The sequence below is a fragment of the Metabacillus sp. KJ11-3 genome (assembly GCF_055808295.1).
On the sequence record NZ_JBVVRS010000004.1, the window covers coordinates 188,972 to 212,300 of the forward strand.

Below are 23,329 nucleotides of genomic sequence, written 5' to 3' on the forward strand. Positions count from 1 at the left end.
AGATAAATGCTATTCAAGTTGGATATAATAATGAACGGTTGAAGAGAGGGAGGAAACTCCCTATTATTCTTAAAGTCTTAACTTCGTGTAAAATATCTATTTTATAAGAAATTAAAAATAGAGTGTGAGAATATATCTTTGGTATAATAATATAAATGTGGTTTTACTTTATTTTGAAACAGGCTAAATGAGGTGTCTTTATGAAGTTAGATGCACTAAAAGCTATTTATAGAAGTATGAAGCGACAAGGAATTAATAGGTATAAGTTCGATTTTATTTACAAAAGTGTCAAGTTTGATGTATTTTACTTTATTGATGAAATACCAAATAAGTTAGCATTTGGAATAAAAGTTCATAATTATTATTTTGAAACTCCAGTTAAAAAGGATTTTGAGATTAAAGCATTTATTCACGAATACAATAAGTTTTGTAAGATTATGGGTTTTAAGTATGATCCCGATAATCGCTATAAAGCAACATACTTTTTTGAGGAACTTAATAATAAAATACCTCAAAATGCTATGATTTTAAATGTTCCTAAACCAAGCCAAATTGCTGTATATCGAAACAACATTGAAGAATCAAGTAAAGTCTATTTTGTTAAATGGAGAGATAACACAAAAGCTGGTCATAAAGTCAGTCATGAAAACCTAGAAAAGACAAGACTCCTTCTCTCTTTTGAAGCGTATTTAATGTGCAAAGAAAAGAATATTAGTAGTTGTTGGAGCAATAATTCTAATGATGAAAGACAATTTAAATTACCTAATTTCGAAATTTAAGGAGGGGATAAATTGAGTATAGGACATATATCATTTGAAAATATGAAACATGATTACAACATTGCTTCTTACGTAGTATTATACTAGCAGAAAAGAAAGCTGACGAATATGTTATACATACCTGGTTGCAGCAAAGTTTGTGATACAGTTAAGGGAGATATAAAACTACAAGTGGGGAAATTCACCATAATAGAGATAACACTTGTGGTGTTCTTCATTTGCTGCAGATAAAATTATATAATATATACAAGAAAAAATTCCATGATATCTATTAGATTAGAAGGATAAACAATCAATATTAAGGCAATTCCAATTCTGGAATGGCCTTAATATTGGTTTGAATTTATAGCTGTCTTTCTTTATAGTTGCTAATTAAGATGCTAATACATTTTCCGAAAAAAGTTAGATAAACTATAATCTGTAGGTAATTGGAAATCGATTAGACATGGTTTTAATATAATGAAAAATCATTTAAAGCATTTATATATATTAACACGAGAGTATCTTTACTCTTTTTCTTAATAGTTAATCTTAGGTAATTTTCTTCGGAATTTTAGAAACTTCATATCGCTAAAATCAACATGTTCCTCTTTCATTAATCTCCCGACTATTATACCAAGGTCAATTTTATTTCGTTCTGAGAATAATCTCAACTTACCTAAATCTTTATATTCCTGTGATTTAACAATTGAATTAAACTCCTCTTTAGGAACCAGGTTATTTATTGCGAAATCATCTGCTTCTTTCTCAATTATATCTAATTCATTTCCTTCATTATCAGAATCAATAAAATATGAATTTTTCTTCTCTTGAAGTACATGTCCCAGTTCATGGAAGAAAGTAAACCAAAAAATATCCTCATATCCACCACGTAAACTTAAGGCAATCATTACTTTATTATTACTTAACCACTTTGTAGCACCGTTTATATGTGCTTTGTTAATTGGTGGCGTGATTACTAATGCAATTCCAACACTTGAACATATTTTAGTTAATTTTGGATAAGAAGCTTTAAATGGTAGTAAAGTTAACTTTCTAATTTCAGGTATTACGTTCATAAGTAAATTTCTATCGTAGTCTTCTGTAGTAACCGATTCTGCTCTTCTCTCTGACTCTGTTAGCCATGTTATTAAGGAATAATCATTTGCTGAAAAGGATTTTGATTTCCTAAATGCTACTTCATGTGTTAATGATAAAGTTTCCAATGATGAAACTTTAAAATACATTCTTAAGTTTAAAACTTTATCAATTATATTATTAGCAGCCTCTAGCCAACCGTTTTTGACCATATCATTATAAGGGATTTCTTTTATAATATTCTTTTCTGAATCAATTTTTTCTCTTGCCTTTATTCGTGCTTTATTCTCTTGGAAATCTGATTCAAGGTTCAACCAAAAACTTGCAGGAGTTTCTAGAACTGTTTCAAACTTCAGTGCTGTATCTGGAGTGATTGAAGCAGTTCCTTTAATAATATTATTTATGTGTTTAGGTGTCAGTGAAGTTCTTATTGCAAGTTCTTTCTGTGACATATTTCTATCATCTAATATTTCCAGGAGGGTGTGTCCAGGTGGAATAATATATTCCGTGTAGAACTTATCGTTATTTACCATGATAATCAACTACCTCCACTATTATTATTTCTTTAACTAAGTCAAAATTTGGACTGGATTGATCAAAACCCTTTGGATAAATAGGCTTTACTATTAGGCGGTAATTTTTTGAAATACTTATGCCAATGTCTCCTTTATAGGGGTCTTGTAAAAAATGTGGTTTTCCTAAGCCGATTTTAAGATACTGTCCAAGGTTTACTGTTGCTTGCAATTGCAGGATTCTTTGGGATATCTGTATAGAGAGTTGTCCGTACTTTTTGTTTAACTTTTTTGTATCAGTAAATATTTTTTTATCACGATCGCTTTGGTAATTAATTTTCACAGTTAGCTCCTTGAATAAAAAATTAACCAAATTGGTTAATTACATGCTATCATATATATTATTAAAAAGCTAGGAGGAGGAAGCAAAATGTTTGATGAGGATGTAATAGCGAAGAAATGGATGGTTTCAGAGGAAGAGCTTGATGATGAGCAATATCAGGTCAAAATGTTAAAGATGGATAATTATATGATTGAAGGCTGTGCAGGTAGTGGGAAAACAATTTTAGCACTTCACAAGGCTCGTGAAATCCAAGAATTAGAATTAGGAACCTACCTGGTTGTTATATACACTAAAACCCTAAGGGCTTTTATTAAAGATGGAATAACTAGTTTAGGATTAAATCCTGATAGGGTATGTAATTTCCATCAATTAAAAAATTATGGATTTGAATCAGCTGATTATATTATCGTTGATGAGATACAAGACTTTAACACTGAACAAATTCAAAATTTAATTAAGATGGCCAACAAAAATTTTATTTTTTTTGGTGATGATTCACAGCAACTTCATGCTATTAGAAACGGTAATATTACACTAGAAGACATTAAGAAAATAGGTAGTATTGAATACGAAAAGCACATAACATTAAATAAGAATTATAGATTACCTAAACCAATAGCCGAATTTGCGCAGCAAATTAGTAATAAGGAAAAGCTTTTAGTTGAAAGATGTGTTAAACAAGTTGGTGATAAGCCATTAATTATTAAACATATAGATGTAAAAAAAGAACTAGATACAATTTATGAGATTATTGAAAGTGAAGGTTGGACAAATAGTGGAATTCTAGTGGAAAATAATGAACTTGTAAAGTTTATAAAGTTGTACTATGAAGAAAAAGGGTTAGAAATTGAATATAAGTACAATAATTATAATGGTTCATCTGATGACAACATAGATTTCTACACTGATACACCTAAAGTTATGACATATCATAGCTCAAAAGGTCTGCAATTTGAACATGTTTTTTTACCCTTTTGTACAATTTCTAACAATGATTATAATTATAAAGACGCGTTGTATGTTGCGATAACTCGAGCAAGTGAGTCTCTAATAATCACTTATACAAATACATTATCTTCCTATATTACTAAAGTGAATGGAAAATATTATGATTTGCAAATTAAAAAGTAAGAAGGTGAATTGATTGATTTTATATATCCCTACCTCTTCACTAAATTTTAATGATATTTTTGCTACAGAGAGTATATCTCCAAAAACTTTTTACTCAAATAGAAGTTTTGGTACACGAAGGCACTTTCTTACAGAATATAACTTTGATTCTAATGTAACACTTTTATATAAAAGGATGCCTAAATTTCAATTTGAAACGGAAACGATGTTAGATGAATTCCCTATTATTTTGGAGGTCGATGTTGACTTTGGAAAATATTCTCTTAAGAAATTAAATGAGGATATATACTATATCAATGAAACAGTATATTTTACATCGGCTAATTTAAATGTTCTTTTTTTCTCAGAAGAACATATGAAAAAATTAGTCGTTAGGTCTCAAGTAATTGCGGAAACAAAAACTGTAGGTAAATATAAAGAAAACTTTAAAATAATTAAAAATGCGGAGTTTTTGAGTAATATAAATATTAACAAATATAGTGAAGAATTATCTTCTATTCAAATTAATCAGTTTAGTTTACAGGTTGATCAGTTATTTAATAGTATAAAAGGTTTTTACTACGCTTTCGCTTCTAAAGCTCTACTCTCAAAGTTCTTAGAAACGGTTTACATTAAAAAGCAACTTGAGTCATTGTTGGATTTTTCTAAATACTTTATGAAAGATTCTAATACAGAAGGAAAAAATCTTATTTTAATTAATGAGTTATTAAATATTTCAAATAAATATGCAAATGAGGAACTAGATCAAGTATATAACCAAATAAATGAAATACAAAAGATTCTTAATTCAATAAAAATTGAGGAAGATAATAGAATTAACATTTATTATCCTTTAATTGATGAAAATGAGTTTAATGTTTTCAAATTGATACTAAATATAGTAATTAGTAATCCGAAAATAAAAACGGGTGAATTACCTAAAGAAGAGGTTATTAATTTAGTCAGATCGGTTGGATCTAAGTTACGAAAGGAGTATGGAGAACAATCTAAATATCACCAAGATGCAGTTCTTGTATATAACAGATTCTTGAACAGAGACTATAAAATTGAAGTTTCTGACCTGTTGTCTAATGTAATGCAAAATTTCCTTGTATTTTTATTGAAATATAATAAAATAGATGAAATTGATAAATTATGTAAAAATCATAATGTGAAAAACGAATTTTTAACATATTCCTTCGTTGGGGCATTTGTAGGTTTTTCAGGATTAAATAGGATAGTTACCCATGAATTATTATCTAATCCGAATAAAAAGATCCTTATCTTAATAGAGATAATTCTTGAAAAGGTAAGGAATGAATTAACTCCTAAGACAAAATTGGATAATGAAAATACTATTCTTAATGAATATTACCAAGACAATATTTATTCATATTTAGAAGATAAAAAAATAGAGCAAAGCCACCAAAATGATAACAATTTAGAATTATATAAATTAGTGAATAGATTAAGAAAGTCAAAAATTATTACAGACTTATTAAAAAAAGGAAAAATTGATTTAGAAAACGGTACCATTGTATGGATTAAAGAAGAAAGTAATGGTAACGTGATATTAGAATTTGAAAATGAAAAATTAGAACTAAATCTTAGGGTAGTATTGATTTATAATAAGAATCTAATTGATAGTGAACTTGTTAATTTTAAGGCTAAATTAATGAATTTTAATTTAGATAAAATCAATTCAAGAGGTAAGTATCCAGTTTTTAAATTTATAAATAGTAAAAACACAACTCTTTCTCATAGAGAAGAACATTTATTAGTTCAATTTTTGTTAATTCTTATAGAAAATGTAAAACAATAAACTTGTTAATACAGAAGACCTTGCTTAAATGTAAGGTCTTTTTTATCTTAAAAAGTAGATGATACCAAATGTAGACAATATAAGGTCAGAAATCCTTGATAAAATTGAATAAATTTAATTCCTAGTATGGAAGAATTAGTTTATTTATCCTAATATGTCAAATAGGCATCTAAAATCACTCCTCCAAAAGCTAGTCCTATATTTATCTTATTTTCATAATGGATAAAACGAGCATGTTCCTCAGCATAAACTGTTTTTGCAATACTAAAAAAGGATTCAATCCAGAGGGATAATAGAAATATAGTTGATATTAAAGTATTTTAATCAATCCTTTTTATAAAAATTTAGTTTCTTACAAGAATATAAACCCGTTCCTTTTGATCAAACTTTTATCAAATGAATGGGTTACTTCTAAAATGAACCCAGTAAATTCATAACTAAACTATAACAAATTGCAATGTACTTATTAAGAAAGCGATAAGCTTGTCTGGAGTATTAGACTTAAATAAAATGTGGGGATATCACGAAGAAATAGGCAATTAAAAATCTTGTAGCTGCGCTAACAGGTGGTTCACCAAAAGGGAGTATTTCTTGAAGATCCGACATCGAATAAGAAATAAAGATAATAATAGTTTGGTGAAGAGAGTGTATGCAAAACGAGTTGTACAATTGAGAAAGAAAGTTGCAGACAGGATTAAATGGTGAAGTTAAATAATAATTTATATGTGAATTCAATAAGATGGGAGTACATTATATGTATAGGGCATTAGAAGATTCCAAATGGCTTTATGACATTTATTGAATGTTTACCAAAAGCAAACAGTAAAAGAAACTATTTTAGAAATAGATAAATACGATTAACAGTATTCATGAGAAAAATTTTGGAAAGTTGATAAGGAAATCGGTGGACTTGGAGGTTATAACTTACCAAGAAACCCAGTAAATAATCCTTTCCCTTATGGAATAAAACGTAGTATTTTTAGTCCTTTAGTATGCAGCCGGTGAGATGGATATTAGAGATATAAGAGACGGAGCTAGATATGTAGTTCAATATGCAGGGATGCACCTAGAAGCGACAACTAAATTTTATCTACTTATTAATCAAAAACTAGGAAAATTGAGGAACTTTAATTCTACTTTAGGAAAAGTGGTCCATAAATTAGATCAATTGCAATTACTAGATAAAAGAAATACTTTATAATAAATCAAAACATGAAGTTAATATGGATATTAATAGAGAAAGATTATTCACTTCATCAGATGCTCTCGTTGTATATTTAACAGCACGAATCTTAGGTATCGAATTTTAGTAAAAATTGACCCAAAGCAATTAGAATCATCTATAGAATTATAATTAATTTATTTAACTATACAAAATTCAGGGAGATTTTGTGAGCTTAGGGTAAAGTTATGATAAACGATTATCAGTTAGTTGTTTTGTTGTGACAGAAAGAGAGGGAGGGAGAAATCCCTCTAAATGCAAATAAAGTAAACTTCGTGTAAAACCTTTCTTTTACGAAATGCTTTAGGTCGTTCAGCTTTACTTATAGAAAATAATGTAAACAGGCTTTAAAATTGAATAGTAATAATGATTTAATAGATTAAGGTATTATTATTGCTTTTCAAAAAACAGTAGACGATTTTCTTATTATAGGAGGACTTAATGAATTTTAAAAAGTTGCCCGTAAACTCAGAAATAGAAAAACAAGAAAATGGCTTGTTTTATTTAGTTGAAGATAATTGGAATGACTGGTGGGAATTTAAAACATTATATCAATTATATTATAAAGAAGAAAATGGTGAATCGATATATATTGGAGGAATAAAAATTGGTGAACATGAAATGGAATCTGATCAAATGAGGCCAAACTTAGAAGAATATTTCTCTGAACTGGACAGTAGATTTTTTTCCATTGGAGATGATATATATTATTATGAAAATCTAAATAAATTAGGGGACGAGTTAAGAGATAGCGTATTAGAAAGGTTAAATGATATTGCTTTAGATAAAAAAATTTTTAAAAAGGTAGAAAATTTAAGAGTTACAAATAGATCATTATTAAGAGATAAAACGTCAAAATTAAAAAAGCTTCGTAACCTTGCTCGAGGTAACTCAATACTAACCCCATATAATTTTAGTTTTTATTATCATAGTCACGAAAACAAACCAGCTACAGAATTTAATTTTTATTCTGAACCTAACTCACATCCACCTACGAATGTTCAAGTTATGATAGGAAGAAATGGTGTCGGGAAAACTTTCTTAATTAACAATTTGTTATTTTCTATAATGAATAAAGATAGTAAATCATATATTGAATCAAAATATACTAGATATGGATATGAACAGAATTTATTCGAAAACGTGATGTATATATCCTTTAGTGCGTTTGATGGAACTGAATTTGTTCAAAACACTAAAAAAAGTAAAAATAGGCCAGCTTATTCGTATATTGGATTAAAAGGATTGGATAATAGAGGAAATATATTCAATAAAAATAGTGAGATGTTAGTTGATGAACTAATAAACAGTATGTGGAAGTGTAGAAAAATACCTTCAAAAAGAGCAAGGCTGCAGCAATCTTTATTAGAATTAAATATTGATCCAATATTTAATCAATCTGATCTTATTGAAAAACTTAAAATAAGAGAAGAAGAATTTAATAAACAAACTGAAGAGTTAAAAAAGTCACTCAAAGAGAGTTTTTACTCAGAATTAAAACCTATTTGTAAGAAATTTAGCTCTGGACATTCAATTGTTCTATTAATTATTTGTAGATTAATAGAAGAACTAGAAGAAAAAACTTTAGTTCTTCTTGATGAGCCAGAAAGTCATCTACATCCTCCCTTGCTGTCTACTTTCATAAGAATATTGTCAGACCTACTCGTTAAAAGAAACGGAATCGGTTTAATAGCAACACATTCCCCAGTTATTTTGCAAGAGGTTCCAAGTGAATGTGTTTATATTTTAGATAGACAAGGTTATGAAATAAAAGCTGGCAAACCTAATATTGAAACTTATGGTGAAAATATAAATACCCTGACTAAGGAAGTTTTTTCATTTGAACTAACAAATTCAGGTTTTCATAATTCTTTAGTACAAGTTGCAAATAAATATAAGACTTATGAAGAAGCATTAGAATATTTTGATGGAAAGTTAGGCTTGGAAGCAAGGGCTATTTTAAGGAATCTAATCAATAATAAGGAAAAAGATGCAGATGCGTAATCTACCTCAGCCACCATTTAAATTAAAGGAAATTTACACCACTTGCGTTAATGATTTTACTGATCTAGATAAAAAGAAAAGACTAAAAAAGTGTTTAACATATATCTTAGAGAGAGAGCAAGACTATGTAAAGTTAAAAAATTCAAAATTATTATATAGTCTTACAGATGATATATGTTCCGAAATAGGTATAGAAAAAAATGAATTAAAGTCTGTGTACAAACAAAAATTTTCTGCTGCAAAAGGACCGGGACGTGACATCTATTTAAAAATAAGAGGCGCAAGTCCACGTAATACTTGTCCAATTTGTGGTCAAAGAAAAGTATCTACATTAGATCATTACTTAGCACAAACACACTATCCGTCATTAGTAGTAGCACCAATAAACCTTGTACCCTCCTGTTTTGATTGTAATAAAAAGAAGCTCTCTTCAAAAGCAAGTACCCATCTTGAAGAAACATTGCATCCATATTTAGATGAATTAGGAGAGGAAAGATTTTTATTTATGGAAATAAAGGAGGATATTGAGTTAAATATTTGTTTTTTCATATCTAAACCTAATATATGGGAAGATGACTTTTATTGCAGGGTTAAAAATCATTTTGTAGATATGGAATTAAATGAATTATATATTAGTCATGCAGTTGATGAGATAATTGGAAATTTAGACATATGGCAACAAATGAAACCTCAGGATTTAAAAGAGCATTTGTTAGAGTTATCAAATTCACGGAAAAAAATTGATTTGAATTGTTGGCAAGTTGCTTTGTTTGAAGGCCTATCAAACAGTGACTGGTTCTGTGAGAAAGGAGTAAGAAGTTTATATTAGCTTACTTATCAGTTAACAATTTACTTTTCTAACAATAGTAAAATGAGTTGGTTAGTTATGGTACAATAGAGAGAATTCATTTTATTAATAATCCTAACTTAAAAACATAAAAGGGAGGAAACTCCCTTTTATTTTCAATAGATAATCTTCGTGTAAAATACCTATTAACACAACTAAGAATTAATAGTTAAAACGCCTTAAATCCTTGATAGAATTGGATATGAGGCTTTTTTTATTTTATTAGGAACGAATGATAAGTGTTTTAACAAACCTTTGGGAAAAGAAGCACCGAACCTATCAATATATAATCTTCATCACTCGGACCAGATTGTTCAATATTTCTAGAAGGAAAAATAATCCTTTTATAGAAATATTCATGTTTGGGAATATAAATTATTTTTAATAAAGGAGCATTCCTGTTTAAAATGGACCCTATAAAATAGACAGTTTTAAAAAAGAGGCTTGTCCTTGAATTTTTTACTGACTCTGTTTTGCAGGGTCTTTTTTTTGTTATATTTTAATTATTCAAATAGGTGAGGGTGTAAAATGGGGAAAAACAAATTTTCAGAAGAACAACAAAAACAGCTACTGTCCAATCCTTTCATCGAAAAAGTAAGTGATTCAAGTATATCTTACACAAAAGAATTTAAAGAACGATTTTATCAGGAATACCAATCTGGAAAAGGACCATCGGCTATTCTGCGTGATATGGAAATTGATCCTACTCTTTTAGGGAAAAGAAGAAAGGACAGTCTAGTTCAAAGAGTTAAAGATTATGCAGAACGAATAGATGGCTATCAAGACATGAGAGGTAAAAATTCTGGTCGTCATTCCATTAAGGAATTATCAAATACGGATCGAATAAAACGTTTGGAACATCAAATAAGGTACCTAAAACAAGAGAATGAATTTCTAAAAAAAACAGAATTTCTAGACAGACAGGCAGAATGGAAGGAAAACCAGAAGCAACGCCAGAAGAAAAATTCAGACTCATCGAAGAAATGACTCTGAGAGATAATAATGAGCTTAATATCAATTGGCTTTGTGAAATGGCAGGTGTGTCTAGAAGTGGTTATTACAACTGGCTTAAGTCCGCAGATAAACGCAGAAATAAAGATGAGCAGGATAAAAAGGATTTTGAATTAATTTTGGAAGCTTATCGATTTCGTGGATATGACAAAGGTAGACGCGGTATATATATGCGCCTTCTGCATATGGGCTTAAGGATGAATCAAAAGAAAATCAGCCGCCTAATGAAAAAGTTCAATTTGTTTTGTCCAATCAGAAAAGCAAACCCCTACAGAAGAATGGCTAAAGCATTGAAGACAGATACCATATCAGAAAATATAGTAAATCGGGAATTTGAAAAGCATGGTGCCGGGAAAATATTCCTTACAGATATAACATATCTTTATTACAATAATGGCCGTAAGGCTTATCTTTCCGTCATAAAGGATGCCTTCACGAAACAGGTGCTGGCGTACGTTCCAAGTGAGTCACTTGAAGTCGATTTTGTATTAGAAACAATCAAAATCCTACTAGAAAACCACGGTGATAGCTTAGAAACTGATGCCATTGTCCATTCTGACCAAGGATGTCATTATACAAGCATCTCTTTCCGCCAACTGTTAAAAGATAAGGAACTTAGGCAATCCATGTCCCGACGTGGTAACTGCTGGGACAACGCACCGCAGGAATCATTTTTTGGGCATATGAAGGATGAAATCAATTTGAAAAACTGTGGTAGTTATACAGATCTCCGTCAGGAGATTGATAACTACATAGATTATTATAATAATGACCGGTATCAATGGAAACTAGCAAAGCTCTCCCCTAACCAATATGCAGAATATCTGAAAACAGGTGAATATCCACTTAAAATATGACAGAATCATCGACATTGACGTCATTGTCCGATTCTTCATTCAAGCTATAATGGATTTCGTATAATTCTTTCTTCAAGCGCTGCCCGTATCGATTCCGTAGAACGGGTAACCACTCATCTTTGATTAGTGATTGAGGATTACTTTCGGGATCCATAATATCTTGAAAATACACAGCATAGGATAAATCGTCAAAATCATACTTTAGGATCCATTTTAGTACGTAGAAAAGATAAGCCATGTCAGTAACAAAGGTAACAGGTTCCGACATCTGTACATAAAACCACTGCCATTTTGAGTCATCCAATTGTTTACAATACCTCTGAATGTAACAAGGAACACTTTCTCCCAGCATAAATACGCGAAAGCTATCAATTGACTTTATAAAACATCTATTCATAAATAATTTTAAGACACGGATAAAATTTAAGAACCAGTAACTTTCTAAAGGCAGAAGAGTTACTGGTTCTTTTGTCGTATCTCCTCCTTAACGGAAGAATACGATATTAATTCTCAAAATTTAAGGCCTTTTTTTCAAAGTGTCCTTGACATAGGGACCACTTCAGTTAGAAGGATTTTCGGGCACTTGAACAAAAAAGAGCCCTCTTGGTATGATACGGGGTGTCAAATCGTGCACCGAATTGACCCCTAACTTAGGTAACCAAGGAGGACTCCAACATGGATTTTAAACAAAACCAGAAAATAAATCAAGTCACCGAACAAACACTCGTAGTAGGAATCGATATTGCCAAGCGGAAACACTTCGCCTGCTTTGTCGATGACCGTGGGCGTGTGCTCCAAAAATCTTTCTCGGTATTACAGTCTGGCGACGGTTTTCAGAGATTTTATCAGCGTATTTTGGATGCCATGAAAGACTTCGGAAAAACGGAAGTCATAGTTGGGATTGAACCAACAGGGCATTACTGGCTTAACCTGGCCTATTTCCTTGAGGAACGAGGCATCCCCCTAGTCATGACCAATCCTATGCACGTCAAGCGATCAAAGGAGCTGGATGACAACCTGCCAACCAAACATGACCGTAAGGATGCACTAGTCATCGCTCGCTTGATCAAAGATGGGCGCTTCAGCTATCCTCGCATCCTAAAGGACATGGAGGCTGAACTCCGTGTGGGTTCAACATTTAGAAGCAAGTTGACAGAGGAGCTGGGAGCCGTTAAAAACATGATCATTCGCTGGCTGGACCGTTATTTCCCTGAGTTCACCCAGGTCTTTCCGTCATTCGGGAAGATGGCAATGGCTGTCCTGGAATGCACTCCATTTCCGGCTGATCTTCACCAAAAACAGCCGGATGAGGTATTGGCAATTTACCGTCAGGTGGAGGGGCTCAAATCCCCCCAACGGCCAAAAGCAGTACGACTCATTGAAGTTGCTTCTAACTCCATCGGAGTTACAGAGGGACGGGAGATGGCCCGTATAGAAATTGCCACTCTCGTTCGCCGTTACCACCAGTTGGAACAGGAGATTGAAAGCATTACGCAGCACCTGGTCGAGCTTGTTAAAACATCAGTAGAATATGAATGGCTCTCAACGGTACCTGGACTTGGAGATACGACCATTGTTGATTTACTAGCTGAAATCGGAAGCTTCTCACACTACGAAGATCCACGCCAACTCATCAAACTCGCGGGATTGACATTACGGGAAAACTCCTCCGGTCAGCACAAAGGACAAAAGAGAATCTCTAAACGGGGCAGGAGAAAGCTACGCGCCCTCCTATTCCGAGTCATGATGCCGATGGTTCGCCATAACGATGCCTTTAGAAGGCTGCATGAATATTACACAAACCGTAAGGATAATCCGTTACGCAAGAAGCAATCCATCGTGGTACTATGCGGGAAACTCTTAAAAGTTCTTCATGGGATCAGCACGAAGCACAAAGCGTTTGACGCAAAGCGAATGATGAAGGATATTCCTGGCCTCGCAGAGGCTATGTAAAGTCCTGCATCCCCTTAAACGACCTAGACAACAGGATGACACGGAGAAGCTGGCACTATATCATCCATTCGACCTTGAGTCCCTAAAGGAGCTTCGCTAGCCTCTGCCTTATGACTAGACCGAACGAAGGAATGTAGGCACTTGGATGCCCAGAGACATGGGAGGGTACGTCATCATAAGCTACGCAGAGATCCATTGTGCATCGTATACTTTGTGATCACTACTTTACCATCATTACCCAGTAGTGACCGCGTAGCGTACCCACTAATTGTAAGAGAATCACATATTTATTAAATTCTGTTAGGGTGTTTGTCGAAAAATATTTTTTTGACATCCCACCAACGGGTCAAACCGTTGATATATCAATATTTATAGAGGGAGGGTGAGGTTATGCTTGAATCACTAACCAAAACTTCTGATAGTTCAACGAATAGAGCGGTTACGTAAATTATTACATTAAATATGGCTTTTCTTTATTTCATTGATGGCAAAATTCACAAACTCTCTCTAATACTATTAATCTTCTACTTGCTCTTTTTCTACATCCAAGAAAAATCGAACAAATTGTGTATGCAGGATTGTTTTTTTAGAGGAATAGAAATGCAGAATGAAGTTATTAAAATTTAGGTTTCGGGGATTACTTTATAAAGTATATTGTGATTTTTGCAAGGGGCAAGGAATGTTTTAACTCATCAATCGAAGCCTCTAAAGCAAGAGCTTCAAATCTTGAACCACCTTCTAAATAAATAGAGAGGTTGCTGTTTATAAATCGATGTATAACTCATTAGATGAAGAAAAATTTGATATTTGGTTCTTTTTGTTATAAAAGGTAAATTTTAACTAAAAGAACTTACTTTTTATGAGGTTTAGTAATAAAATTTAAAATGTGATATAAATTACCAAGGGTAAAGGGAGGGAATTAATTGTTAAAGATATTTTGATAATAACTTGTTTATACATGTACCAAATTAAATCGATTGAGAGTTACAAATAGGGAGGTATTTTGGTTGAAAAAAGTGTTTTTATCTATCCTAGGTACAACTGCAATAGTGTATAGTTTGTTTTCGCCGATTAAAGCATTTGCAATTGAGAAAGAAGGTAATTATTCAATCCTTTTAAATGATTTTAATATTTCATTAAGTGTAAAGGATGAACTTAAAAAAACAGGTGCAGAAATTGTGTACGAGGTACCTGAAATTGGATTCTTACAGGTCAAGGCTACTAATTCAGAGTTCAGTGATATAAAAATGCTTTCCCAAGTGAGTTCAGCAAATCCTTCAATTAGTTGGGAAATTCCCGAATCTGAGAAAGTTAAAGTAAAAACAAATGATATTTCGATGGGAAATGCTGCATTGTGGAATAAACAATGGGATATTAAGCGGGTCACAAATAATGGAGCAAGCTATAAGCTTGGGACGGGTTCACATGATGTGGTTGTTGGAATTATAGACTCTGGCATCGATAGAGATCATCCTGATCTTATAAAAAATCTTTTACCAGGGTCAAAAAATATGGTCCCCGCTGGCGGATACCAAGGAATAGAACTTGATGAAAATGGTAATTCAAATGCATTTGATGATAAGCATGGTCATGGAAGCCATGTAGCCGGTTCAATTGCAGGTAATGGTGCAATGCTAGGGGTAGCACCAAACATAGGTATCCGATCATATCGTGTATTTGGTACAAGCTCTGCTGAATCATCTTGGATTTATAAAGCAATGATTACTGCAGCAAATGACGGTGTTGATGTAATTTCAATGAGTTTAGGTGGTTATGATGTAATAGGATCGATATTCTATATAGATCCTATTACAGGTGAGAAACAAAGACTTGCAAATGATGTGGCCGATTTTAAAGCTTATAAAAGGGCTGTCGACTATGTAACAAAGAAAGGATCCCTAGTAGTGGTGGCAGCTGGTAATGAGTCATTAAACGCAACAAATAAGAGTGAAGTAATTGATTTTCTAAATGCCGAGTATGCAACAGATGGGCTGTTCTTTGTTGGAGCAGGTTTCGATGTACCTGGAACAATTCCTGGTGTGATAACCGTATCAGCTACAGGACAAAATGATATTCTTGCGAATTATTCAAACTGGGGTCCCGGATATATAGATATAGCAGCTGTTGGCGGTGATACACGTTTGTATTATCAATATTTAAGTGAAGGTAGAAGGCAGGAGTATTACACAAAAGAATTATATCAACAAGAGCTTACCTTAAGTACAAGTGCAGATGGGGGATGGTATTATAGTAATGGAACATCTATGGCAACTCCAAAGGTATCCGCGGTAGCGGCGCTCTTAATTGATAAATATGGAAAAATGAACCCAAGTGAATTAGCTAAGCTATTAACTACAAAAGCAGTGGATCCTGTCGATGGAATTGATCGAAAATACTTTGGCGCTGGACATTTGAATGCCTATGGTGCATTAAAATAATTAAGAAATCCCTCCGGAATTTTGGAGGGATTTTTTAATGAAATCACTATTAGGGAAGAGGCCATTTGTTTAGATTGGATAAAAAATGGAAAAATAGAAGGTTATTTACATTTAATGGAGAATTATTAAAATATTACCAAGTTGGGAGAGTGACATTCCATGGAAATTTTACTATTGTCTGATGACTTATCATTAAAAAAAGCCTTGAATACACGTTAATTCCTTTAAGTGTAACTATTAAACTAGAGGAGATAAGTTTTGATAAAAATTTAATTCACTCTTTAGTCTCAAAAAGCTACATATGTATAATATTAAGTATTCCGGTATTTAACACAAAGTATTTTCAACTATTTGAAACAATTACACAAAGTGCTTGCTCTCCTACTATTATTCATACAAATGGAACAGGTAGCCATGATATTTATTCAAATATTTTGGCTACCATTTGCCTTACTTTTCCGTTATCTAAAACCTTAAAGGAAATTGATCTAATTGCTAAAAATAATGAAGAAGTTTTAATAGGAAAAGACATAATCTTTAATGAGTCACAAAGATATATCAAATTGAACAATAAAATAGAGTTTTTATCGAATATAGAATACCAGTTGTTAAAACTATTATACTCAAAAAGAGGAATGTTTGTAGAAGTTGAAGTAATATTGAATATGCTTAACTTCTCAAGTCCTACTAACTTATATGTCCATATAAAAAATCTTAGGGAAAAATTGGAGAGAAATCCTTCTGAACCAAAAGTATTGATTAATCATAGAGGGTTTGGGTATAAAATAGTTTAAATGTGACCTTTATAAGTTATTCGAAAAAGATAAGACAATTAATGTGTCTTATCTTTCTAGACTATACAAAATTATTGATACTGGTAATCCTTGTAAATACCATTCTGGATATTATACATTTCATAAAAGAGCCCCTTATTTGAAATTAATTCCTCAAAGGTTCCTTCTTCATGGATATTCCCTTGATGCATTACAATTATACGATCAGCTAACCTGGTGGAAACCATTTTATGAGATATAAAAATTACAGTCTTATTATTTGAAAGAGTAACAAATTTCTCAAATATTTCCAATTCAGATATTGGATCAAGTGCTGCGGTTGGCTCGTCTAAAATAACAAATTCTGAGTCTCTTATAAAGGCACGAGATAATGCTATCTTTTGCCATTGTCCACCAGATAAATCAATACCATCATATAAATATCTAGTAAGATAAGTTCCATAATTATTAGGGAGTTTATTAATAAACTCTTCTAAACCACTTACTTTTGCTGCTGTTCGTATAGATTCCTCATTATTTATAAAACTAATATTCCCAAAACCTATATTTTCTTTTAAGGTATATGAATACTTAATAAAATCTTGGAATATTACTGTGAATTTTTTTGCTAAATCTTCTTTTGATAAATTATGTATATTAGTACCTCCAACGAATATATTTCCACTTGATGGACTATATAATCCAAGAATGCACTTAATTAAAGTTGATTTCCCTGAGCCATTTTCACCAACAATAGCGACCTTTTCTCCTGCCTTAATTTTGAGTGAGATATCTGATAGAATGTCCTTATTTGTACCCGGGTAAGAAAAATGTATGTTTTCTAGAACAATCCCTTGCTCTACAATTGAATTTTTATAGATTATCTTATCTTTTTTATTCATTTCAATTTTAGCGTTTTGATTTTTAAATTCTGTAAATTTAAAGTAATCTTCTAAGTAGATACTATCTTCATATATTCTAGCTAAATGATTTGAACAATTATTTATTGAGGATACTGAAGTTTGAAATGCTTGTAGAACAGCTACAAATTCTCCAATTCCCAGATTGTTTCTCTTAATTAAAATCACTAAGAAAATTGTGCTAATTAATGTAATGATTCCACTAAATGTTTCTAATAAAGTCGTATAATAGGATTCTTTTTTAGTTAAATTTAATGTCTCATTTCTTTGTTTTAAAAAAATCATTTTCCATCTATTGATTAGGTGCTTATATAAATTGAAAGTTCTAATTTCTTTAACGCTACCTTTTTCAGTAAGTAATCTACTTGTGTATTCTAAATCTCTCGTAAGAGGAGTTTGTTCATACATTAACGAATAGCTTGCTTTTCCTAATTTGGCGTGTACTAAGAATGTAGGAATAGCGGTTAAAAAGCATAATATAACAAACCAGTAATGCATATTAGCTAACAATATTAACAAGGAAACTAGCGAAACAATGGACTTAATAACTTGAAAAACACTTTTAATAGGGGATGTGAACCTGTCGCCTAATGAGTACTTTAAGCGTTTTAAATCATTCTGAAAATCTGGTAATTCAAAAAAGGTGTATGGGGAAGAATCAACTTTATTAAAAATAGTTAAATTTAAATTAAAGTCCAAATTCATTACAGATCGTGCATTAAGGTATTCTATAAATTTGGAAAGTATTACGGTGAAGATAGAAATAAAAAATTGCATAAATAGAAGCTTAATAATTATTTCTAATTCAATATTGCTCTTTTGTAAAGCTATTGAAATATGATTTATTAATTCTTTTGAAATCCAAATTGTAAATATGGGTAAAATTCCAGCCACTATTGCGTACATTACATTAAGGATTAACCATAATTTCTCGTATATCCAAACAATTTTCAAGGATTTTATTATTACCCGAAGCATTCTTATAATATTCCTCTCTTTGAAATTGATAGAGAGCAGCAAAATAGCTGCTCTCCGTAATATAAAATACCATATCAATTAAGGCCCATAACAACAACCCTTGCGTACATACCCACATTTTGCGTTAGTTATTTCATCCCTTGTCATAACAAATCTATCATAAGGAGCATCACAATATTTCCTTGTAGTACAATAAAAATCTTGAGTATCAAAATAGCAATTTTCCCTCATTGATATCCCTAGTAAATTCTTTAACATGGTATTCCCCCTCCCTTTAATTTTATACACGTGTATATAAACATAATAAAATAAATAATATAAAATTCAATAAATTCTAAATGAAATAAAAATTAAGAAATCTTTATTTTACAACATTTTCATAAAAACTTACTATTAACTTAAAGATAAATAATAATTATGAAATTGCACTAAAAAAGTACATAGTATTGCAACTGACATGGAGACTCTACGGGTATGCACTACCAGCCAATAAGCCCACCAATGCTGGCTGTGCCGAGTAGGCTAGCATAACAGCAGCCTCTCCATAGTTGCCACGTTGTTTTAGCTTTGCATACTCTGCACTTTTATTTTGCAATAAATATATGAATAAAGGAGGTTTACTTTATTGTTAATTTTGTCACTCTTCTTTGGGTTTGTAGTAGTCTCAATCTATCTAAAAATCTTAAATGTAAAAGAGTTGAACAGATTTAAAAAAGAATTAACTTTTTTAAAAGGTTCAACCCATATAATTACTCATCCGAGTATTGGTCTTGATATTAGTAAAATGATATCTCTGCCTAATCAAATAAAAAATAAAGATTTTGTTTTAGTTGTTTCAGCACCAAGGTGCTCTGCTTGCCACAATCAAATAGAAATATTCAGGGAATTAAATTTAAAGTACATGATGGTACCTTCACTTATTTTAGTGAAGGAAGAACAAGGTTCAAATCTCTTCAAAGAAAAATATGCAGATATCTTTAATGTGGAAATAGTCCCTGAAGAACTAATAACTAAATTACATATTGAAGGATTCCCAAGTTATATTCACATAGACTCAGAAAGTCGTATAAAGCGTATTTTTCCTAATGCACTAAGTATTTATAATGAATTTTATGAAAAATATAGACGAAGGTCTAATCCTGAAGGTGAGGTTATATAAAATGGATATTATTTATATAACAAGAATTATTTTAGGGATAGTTTTTTTAAGTACAGGAATTTACAAATTTAAAAATGTAAATGAGCACTTTTTAGCATTGAAACAATATAAGTTGATACCAACAAAATGGATTCAGGTATTTGGCTACACAGGAATGATAACTGAAGTAGTTATAGGTTTAGTTTTGATATTTGGAATTTTCGTGGAAGTAGCTGCGATAACTTCTATTTTACTCTTATTCGTATTTTCTTTGGTAATATCTATAAATATTATAAAAGGTAGAGATACAATCAATTGTGGTTGTGGAGGTGTTTTGGGAAATCATACAATCTCATGGGCTATTGTTATAAGAAATTGCTTTCTGATTCTTATGTGTTTATTACAAATCTTTTATAATTCAAGAATAGAAAGCATTAGTTATCTATTATTAATAAGCAAGTATGAATCAGTTAATGGTATTTCACTTATTTTAAATTCTCTATACGCCTTTATTACAATATATATTTATATATATCTTAATAGAATTTTGGAGGTAAATAAAAATATTAAAAATTTATATAAAGGGAATGGTGTGAAGTGAACTTTAATGAAGTTTCTTTATTTATACTTTGGTTCGTAGTAATTTTATTACTTTTACTAAATTGTTTATTAGCAAAATATATTGTTGAATTTTTAAAAAGTTTTAGAATTACTGGTAGTCAGGCTGCAAAATTAGACTTAGTAGTAGGAAAAACTGCACCATTATTTAGAGAAAAGGACCATTTAAATAAGGAAATAAAATTAGTTGATAATGATGGTAAAAATACTTTGTTAATTTTTGCTAGTAATAATTGTGATTATTGTAAAGAAATTATTTCAGGACTTCCATTAATTACAAGTCATTTAGATTTCCGGATAATAGTCATTAGTGAGAATAAAATAGATAATTATACAGATAGCACCTTTGACAAAATACATTTTGTCACTTCTAAAATGATTTTGGATAACTATTTTATTATGTCTGTCCCTAGCATTATCCTTGTAGATAGTAAACTCAATATAACTTTAAGTAAATCGGTGGATAGTTTACATAGTCTGACTTTAATATTAGGTAATTATCTTAATAAAAACATAAATTACCAAAATATAGAGGGAGAAAAAGTATATAATGCTTAAAACCTTTAGGAAGAGATATCAATTGAAAGATATTTTGGGGACAGAAAACTAACAGGAAAGATACGACCAAAATGAAGTTCTATACTAAAAGTTTTTGCGGGAGTAAAAACTTTCATAGACATTGTGTTTAACTCCCCAAAAACAAAATCCCCTCATTGAAAGTGACAGTATTTTTTCTGCCTAAAAATAAGGGGATAATTTTATTAAGTAAGAGAAATACCAATTATTTCGGTAAAGGAATATTTACTTCTTCTATATACTTTCTTCCATTTGTTTTTTCTCCATTTGACATAGCAACTGGCTCATCCTCCCATGTAATAACTAAATGTAATTGATCAGTTCCTGTCTTTACTGGGAAATTTCTGAAACTAAAATGTTCTTCTGAGTCAACTTTATTGCCATACATCTGTGGAGCCAGTCCATATTTTTTTCTGAGTTTTGCTCATTTCTGAAAGCACCAACATAAACATTATAGGCTGCTTTTTTTTCAATATTTGTAACCAATAAACTATATACTTCATGGTCGCCCTTCTTCCCTTGAGCAAAGGATTTCCCTTTAGAAGGCTCTAATAATTCAATCTTCCATTGCTCTGATTGTTTGACAACAGGAAGGTTTGAATCAGCTTTTACATCCATAGATATTACAAAAGCAAATAATAAAGTTACTACAAAAATTATCTTATTCATTTTAATAAAACAACTCCTTTCTTTTTTTATATTTTGTCAAATTTAATACAAATATTCATATAATATTTTCACCATTTTTTTCAAAACTAAGACAATTAATAGCAGCTTGGTATTATACACATTTCTGAATCAATTGTATTTATTTAAGGTTTAATGTATTACGTAACTATTTTAATCCATATTCATATACAGGTATTAATCAAATCTTTATTTTCTTAACACTATTATTGGATACTTACCTTAAGGGATTCCTACGAGTTGCTAAAATAGAATATCAGATTAGACAGGCCGTAAGTTCAATGTCTGCAATTTTAGTACTAAACAATATTTAAGCATGATCCAATATTGAAAAGTTAATCCAAAAAACTAGTAAATCCATAAAGAAGGAAATTGAAAAATTGCTCTTTTAACATGACTAACTTCTGATGACTATTCTATGTATTTTTCAGGATTGGTAGTTCTTTTTTTAGTCTTACGGTTTTTCACTTCATCATAAGCGATGAGAATATTTAGGTGAAATACGATTAACCGTTAAAGAAGCAGCAGAATATATCGAAGAAAGCACAAATGTTATACGTAATTGGTTAAGAGTATTAAAAACACATATTCCGGTAACGCAAGGAGAAAATGGTTATAATTATTAATGTCATGGGTGCTATCTGTTTTTGTATTCTCATTATCAGTCTTTATAAACCACATGTTACTAACCGTTCTAGATCTCTAATATTTATTTTATTCAGCTATCGGGCGCTTTTCTGTTTTAAGGTGACAAGCCGTTTAGAAACCAATAAGAATCTATAGCAGAATAATGAGTATTATAAAAAGTGCCGTTAAGAGGTACAAAATGATTTGTGATTAGTGTAAATACGGATAAAAGCGATCTTTCCGTAAACGAAAGTTCGCTTTATTTTTATTTAGGCATCGATTTTTACAATGCTATTTTTACAAAATCGAGATATATCAGAAGCTCTGCTGGCAAAAATACATTATTTCGTTTTACAAAACACTTGAATCAGTTGGTCTTCATCTTCCAATGGAATCGAGATGATATTGGGGTTCATGTAATTATTCACAATGCAGCCTGTTCCTAGATTATAGCCATCTGTATTTGATAGTAGGTTATTCATTGTCCCACGATCTGTCATATAGACTAGCTTTCAAATATTGTCAACATTGAGGGTACGCTTCAAGATACATTAATGGTGGATATTGAATTTTTATCAAATCTTCTGTGCATAGAAATTGTATCTTTGAAAAGTATCAAAGTAAAATGTCTACAGAGTTTACAGTTTCTGATTTGAACTTAAAAGCTAAGTAATGTTCTAACAGCCATGCAGGGGACACTAATCTTTATACAATGTGTTGATTGGTGTCCTTTTTATTTTGTTAAGTTAGGGTGTATACAAATGACAGTACCTGAAAAAATAGAGCGAACAATTTATAAAGGATTATTCATGGATGAAAAATGAAGTTAAACAGTACGAGCGCATTGTTTATGGTCGATCTTATCCTATGAGAAGTTGGGGACTTTAATATGGTATTGATGCAGTAATGCCAAACAGAAAGTTCAAGTAAAAGCCGAGTTGAAATAAGAAACATGAATATTCGTGAGATATTAGTTATATGTTTTTCCATTAGAATATAATAATGAACGATGAAGATGGACACAAACGTCTAAAATA

19 protein-coding genes are annotated in these 23,329 nt (G+C 31.1%); 13 read left to right on the forward strand and 6 right to left on the reverse strand.

The features are described 5' to 3' along the window. The first annotated feature begins 200 nt into the window (after positions 1-200). Positions 201-779: a DUF6037 family protein gene (locus tag AC0L8O_RS27795; protein WP_251683114.1), complete on the forward strand. Its 579-nt coding sequence runs from the start codon at positions 201-203 to the stop codon at positions 777-779. A 518-nt stretch (positions 780-1,297) separates the two neighbouring features. Here AC0L8O_RS27795 and AC0L8O_RS27800 read toward each other — a convergent pair. Together AC0L8O_RS27800 and AC0L8O_RS27805 are read right to left on the reverse strand one after the other, a co-directional pair. Continuing rightward, entirely contained in the window at positions 1,298-2,389 is a 1,092-nt protein-coding gene (locus tag AC0L8O_RS27800) for a HigA family addiction module antitoxin (protein WP_251683115.1), read from the reverse strand. After that, positions 2,379-2,711: a hypothetical protein gene (locus AC0L8O_RS27805; RefSeq protein WP_251683116.1), complete on the reverse strand. Its 333-nt coding sequence runs from the start codon at positions 2,709-2,711 to the stop codon at positions 2,379-2,381. The genes AC0L8O_RS27800 and AC0L8O_RS27805 overlap by 11 nt, the downstream gene beginning before the upstream one ends. An 87-nt stretch (positions 2,712-2,798) precedes the next feature. Between AC0L8O_RS27805 and AC0L8O_RS27810 the strand changes: the two genes are divergently transcribed. From AC0L8O_RS27810 to AC0L8O_RS27835, 6 genes are all read left to right on the forward strand, one after another. Further along, positions 2,799-3,842: a 3'-5' exonuclease gene (locus AC0L8O_RS27810; protein ID WP_251683117.1), complete on the forward strand. Its 1,044-nt coding sequence runs from the start codon at positions 2,799-2,801 to the stop codon at positions 3,840-3,842. A gap of 13 nt (positions 3,843-3,855) precedes the next feature. Beyond that, positions 3,856-5,643 (forward strand): hypothetical protein, encoded by a 1,788-nt coding sequence (locus AC0L8O_RS27815; RefSeq protein ID WP_251683118.1) that lies wholly within the window; start codon positions 3,856-3,858, stop codon positions 5,641-5,643. A 1,663-nt stretch (positions 5,644-7,306) separates the two neighbouring features. Further along, a complete protein-coding gene (locus tag AC0L8O_RS27820) occupies positions 7,307-8,869 on the forward strand; it encodes an AAA family ATPase (RefSeq protein ID WP_251683119.1) in 1,563 nt (520 codons plus the stop codon). Beyond that, positions 8,862-9,698, forward strand: a complete 837-nt coding sequence (locus tag AC0L8O_RS27825; protein WP_251683120.1) for a hypothetical protein — start codon at positions 8,862-8,864, stop codon at positions 9,696-9,698. Before AC0L8O_RS27820 ends, AC0L8O_RS27825 begins: the two co-directional genes overlap by 8 nt. A 546-nt stretch (positions 9,699-10,244) precedes the next feature. Further along, the gene (locus AC0L8O_RS27830) at positions 10,245-10,703 is read left to right on the forward strand and encodes an HTH domain-containing protein (protein WP_368658272.1); all 459 of its coding nucleotides are present in this window, start codon (positions 10,245-10,247) and stop codon (positions 10,701-10,703) included. Further along, positions 10,646-11,584 carry an IS3 family transposase gene (locus AC0L8O_RS27835; RefSeq protein ID WP_368658273.1) on the forward strand — a complete coding sequence of 313 codons (939 nt, stop codon included), beginning with the start codon at positions 10,646-10,648 and terminating at the stop codon, positions 11,582-11,584. The genes AC0L8O_RS27830 and AC0L8O_RS27835 overlap by 58 nt, the downstream gene beginning before the upstream one ends. Here the strand turns inward: AC0L8O_RS27835 and AC0L8O_RS27840 are convergent. Then, positions 11,574-11,888 (reverse strand): hypothetical protein, encoded by a 315-nt coding sequence (locus AC0L8O_RS27840; protein WP_368658274.1) that lies wholly within the window; start codon positions 11,886-11,888, stop codon positions 11,574-11,576. The two genes, AC0L8O_RS27835 and AC0L8O_RS27840, sit on opposite strands and share 11 nt — an antisense overlap. A gap of 371 nt (positions 11,889-12,259) precedes the next feature. On the opposite strand from AC0L8O_RS27840, the gene AC0L8O_RS27845 reads away from it, so the two are divergent. From AC0L8O_RS27845 to AC0L8O_RS27855, 3 genes are all read left to right on the forward strand, one after another. After that, a complete protein-coding gene (locus AC0L8O_RS27845; protein WP_101569576.1) occupies positions 12,260-13,537 on the forward strand; it encodes an IS110 family RNA-guided transposase in 1,278 nt (425 codons plus the stop codon). A gap of 1,016 nt (positions 13,538-14,553) precedes the next feature. Beyond that, complete coding sequence (locus AC0L8O_RS27850) at positions 14,554-15,975, forward strand: S8 family peptidase (protein ID WP_251685787.1); 1,422 nt, start codon at positions 14,554-14,556, stop codon at positions 15,973-15,975. 563 nt (positions 15,976-16,538) lie between these two features. Next, the gene (locus tag AC0L8O_RS27855) at positions 16,539-16,769 is read left to right on the forward strand and encodes a winged helix-turn-helix domain-containing protein (RefSeq protein ID WP_473449861.1); all 231 of its coding nucleotides are present in this window, start codon (positions 16,539-16,541) and stop codon (positions 16,767-16,769) included. 71 nt (positions 16,770-16,840) lie between these two features. On the opposite strand, the gene AC0L8O_RS27860 is transcribed toward AC0L8O_RS27855, so the two are convergent. Continuing rightward, on the reverse strand, positions 16,841-18,646 hold the full coding sequence (locus AC0L8O_RS27860) for an ABC transporter ATP-binding protein (RefSeq protein WP_473449863.1): 1,806 nt from the start codon (positions 18,644-18,646) through the stop codon (positions 16,841-16,843). Between the two features lie 625 nt (positions 18,647-19,271). Between AC0L8O_RS27860 and AC0L8O_RS27865 the strand changes: the two genes are divergently transcribed. The 3 genes from AC0L8O_RS27865 to AC0L8O_RS27875 are packed head-to-tail and all read left to right on the forward strand — an operon-like array spanning position 19,272 to position 20,960. Further along, complete coding sequence (locus AC0L8O_RS27865) at positions 19,272-19,805, forward strand: hypothetical protein (protein ID WP_251685750.1); 534 nt, start codon at positions 19,272-19,274, stop codon at positions 19,803-19,805. 1 nt (position 19,806) lies between these two features. Continuing rightward, positions 19,807-20,385 (forward strand): MauE/DoxX family redox-associated membrane protein, encoded by a 579-nt coding sequence (locus AC0L8O_RS27870; RefSeq protein WP_251685751.1) that lies wholly within the window; start codon positions 19,807-19,809, stop codon positions 20,383-20,385. Further along, positions 20,382-20,960: a thioredoxin domain-containing protein gene (locus AC0L8O_RS27875; RefSeq protein ID WP_251685752.1), complete on the forward strand. Its 579-nt coding sequence runs from the start codon at positions 20,382-20,384 to the stop codon at positions 20,958-20,960. Before AC0L8O_RS27870 ends, AC0L8O_RS27875 begins: the two co-directional genes overlap by 4 nt. A gap of 348 nt (positions 20,961-21,308) precedes the next feature. Here AC0L8O_RS27875 and AC0L8O_RS27880 read toward each other — a convergent pair whose 3' ends face one another. Both AC0L8O_RS27880 and AC0L8O_RS27885 read right to left on the reverse strand, forming a co-directional pair. After that, positions 21,309-21,647: a hypothetical protein gene (locus AC0L8O_RS27880; RefSeq protein WP_473449865.1), complete on the reverse strand. Its 339-nt coding sequence runs from the start codon at positions 21,645-21,647 to the stop codon at positions 21,309-21,311. Positions 21,648-22,633: 986 nt separating this feature from the next. After that, a complete protein-coding gene (locus AC0L8O_RS27885) occupies positions 22,634-22,792 on the reverse strand; it encodes a hypothetical protein (RefSeq protein ID WP_251685754.1) in 159 nt (52 codons plus the stop codon). Positions 22,793-23,329 lie beyond the last annotated feature (537 nt).

What these genes read in the sequence shown, in the direction of transcription:
- AC0L8O_RS27795 (WP_251683114.1), top strand. Translation starts at nt 201, where the DNA reads ATGAAGTTAGATGCACTAAAAGCTATTTATAGAAGTATGAAGCGACAA.
- AC0L8O_RS27800 (WP_251683115.1), bottom strand. Translation starts at nt 2,389, where the DNA reads ATGGTAAATAACGATAAGTTCTACACGGAATATATTATTCCACCTGGA.
- AC0L8O_RS27810 (WP_251683117.1), top strand. Translation starts at nt 2,799, where the DNA reads ATGTTTGATGAGGATGTAATAGCGAAGAAATGGATGGTTTCAGAGGAA.
- AC0L8O_RS27820 (WP_251683119.1), top strand. Translation starts at nt 7,307, where the DNA reads ATGAATTTTAAAAAGTTGCCCGTAAACTCAGAAATAGAAAAACAAGAA.
- AC0L8O_RS27825 (WP_251683120.1), top strand. Translation starts at nt 8,862, where the DNA reads ATGCGTAATCTACCTCAGCCACCATTTAAATTAAAGGAAATTTACACC.
- AC0L8O_RS27830 (WP_368658272.1), top strand. Translation starts at nt 10,245, where the DNA reads ATGGGGAAAAACAAATTTTCAGAAGAACAACAAAAACAGCTACTGTCC.
- AC0L8O_RS27835 (WP_368658273.1), top strand. Translation starts at nt 10,646, where the DNA reads ATGGAAGGAAAACCAGAAGCAACGCCAGAAGAAAAATTCAGACTCATC.
- AC0L8O_RS27845 (WP_101569576.1), top strand. Translation starts at nt 12,260, where the DNA reads ATGGATTTTAAACAAAACCAGAAAATAAATCAAGTCACCGAACAAACA.
- AC0L8O_RS27860 (WP_473449863.1), bottom strand. Translation starts at nt 18,646, where the DNA reads ATGCTTCGGGTAATAATAAAATCCTTGAAAATTGTTTGGATATACGAG.
- AC0L8O_RS27870 (WP_251685751.1), top strand. Translation starts at nt 19,807, where the DNA reads ATGGATATTATTTATATAACAAGAATTATTTTAGGGATAGTTTTTTTA.
- AC0L8O_RS27880 (WP_473449865.1), bottom strand. Translation starts at nt 21,647, where the DNA reads ATGAATAAGATAATTTTTGTAGTAACTTTATTATTTGCTTTTGTAATA.
- AC0L8O_RS27885 (WP_251685754.1), bottom strand. Translation starts at nt 22,792, where the DNA reads ATGACAGATCGTGGGACAATGAATAACCTACTATCAAATACAGATGGC.